This window comes from Serratia sp. ASV30, assembly GCF_016428815.1.
Lineage (GTDB): Bacteria > Pseudomonadota > Gammaproteobacteria > Enterobacterales > Enterobacteriaceae > Chania > Chania fonticola_C.
Genome location: NZ_JAELTL010000156.1, coordinates 1 through 821, shown reverse-complemented (window position 1 = coordinate 821; position 821 = coordinate 1). Strand labels below are relative to the sequence as shown.

Annotated in this window: 2 pseudogenes; both read right to left on the bottom strand. The window is 57.7% G+C overall.

The window, feature by feature from the left end:
* A pseudogene (locus tag JHD74_RS25870) lies at positions 1 to 280 on the bottom strand (Presumed portal vertex protein); the annotation flags it as partial.
* Positions 280 to 821: pseudogene (locus JHD74_RS25865) on the bottom strand (oxidoreductase); the annotation flags it as partial. The pseudogenes JHD74_RS25870 and JHD74_RS25865, both read right to left, overlap by 1 nt.

Here is an 821-nt window from a genome sequence, read left to right as displayed (position 1 = left end):
GGCTTAACAATGGGTGCGGAATGAAGGTGGAGGCCAGAATATTGCGCTTCACAAACATTGGTGAGCTGTGGTGTACAGCTGCCCGCATACTGCGCGCCAATCCATCAAAGCTGATCGGCGGATCGTACCATTTGCCATTGCCGCAACACTCCAGGTGATCCAGGATTTCCCGTTTATCCATCACCGGCGACGGTTCCCCAAAGGTAAACGCCTCCACGTTCTGCGGGGCGGTGGGTTGCGTGGTGGTGGTGAAAGCCTTACGGCCTTTGCGCTTGCTCATCAGTAAAACTCCAAAATGTTCGGGCTGCTATGGCCGCTACCGGCGGTCAGCGGTTCGTTTAACAGGGCGTGCATGATTGCCCAGGCAAGATCGGCATGGCTGGCTTCTTCACTGCGGCTGGCGGTGTAGGTCGATCGCGCTCCGCTGGCTGTCATGGTTTTGCGGATCGCCATAAACGAGGCGGTGATATCGGTGTGGCTGGTGTCATATTCCAGGCACCCGCGCCCGATGGTGTCTTTGGCCTTCAGCACCATGGCGGTCTTGATTTCCGGGGTGTATTTGATTTCACGGGCGGCGGGGAAGAATTCCCGCACCAACTGGAACACCCCTTGCCCGACGGTGGTCGCATCGATACCGATGTATTCCACGCAGTATTTGTCGGTAAGGTCTTTGATTTTCTGCGCCTGGTCGGCAAAGTTCATGCCTTGCCACTGGTGGCGCTCCAATACGCGGAACTTGCCCCCAGCCACCATTGGCGGGGCGATGACCGCACACCCGGCACTGTCGCCGCCATTGGCTTCTGACGGGTCATAACCAATCC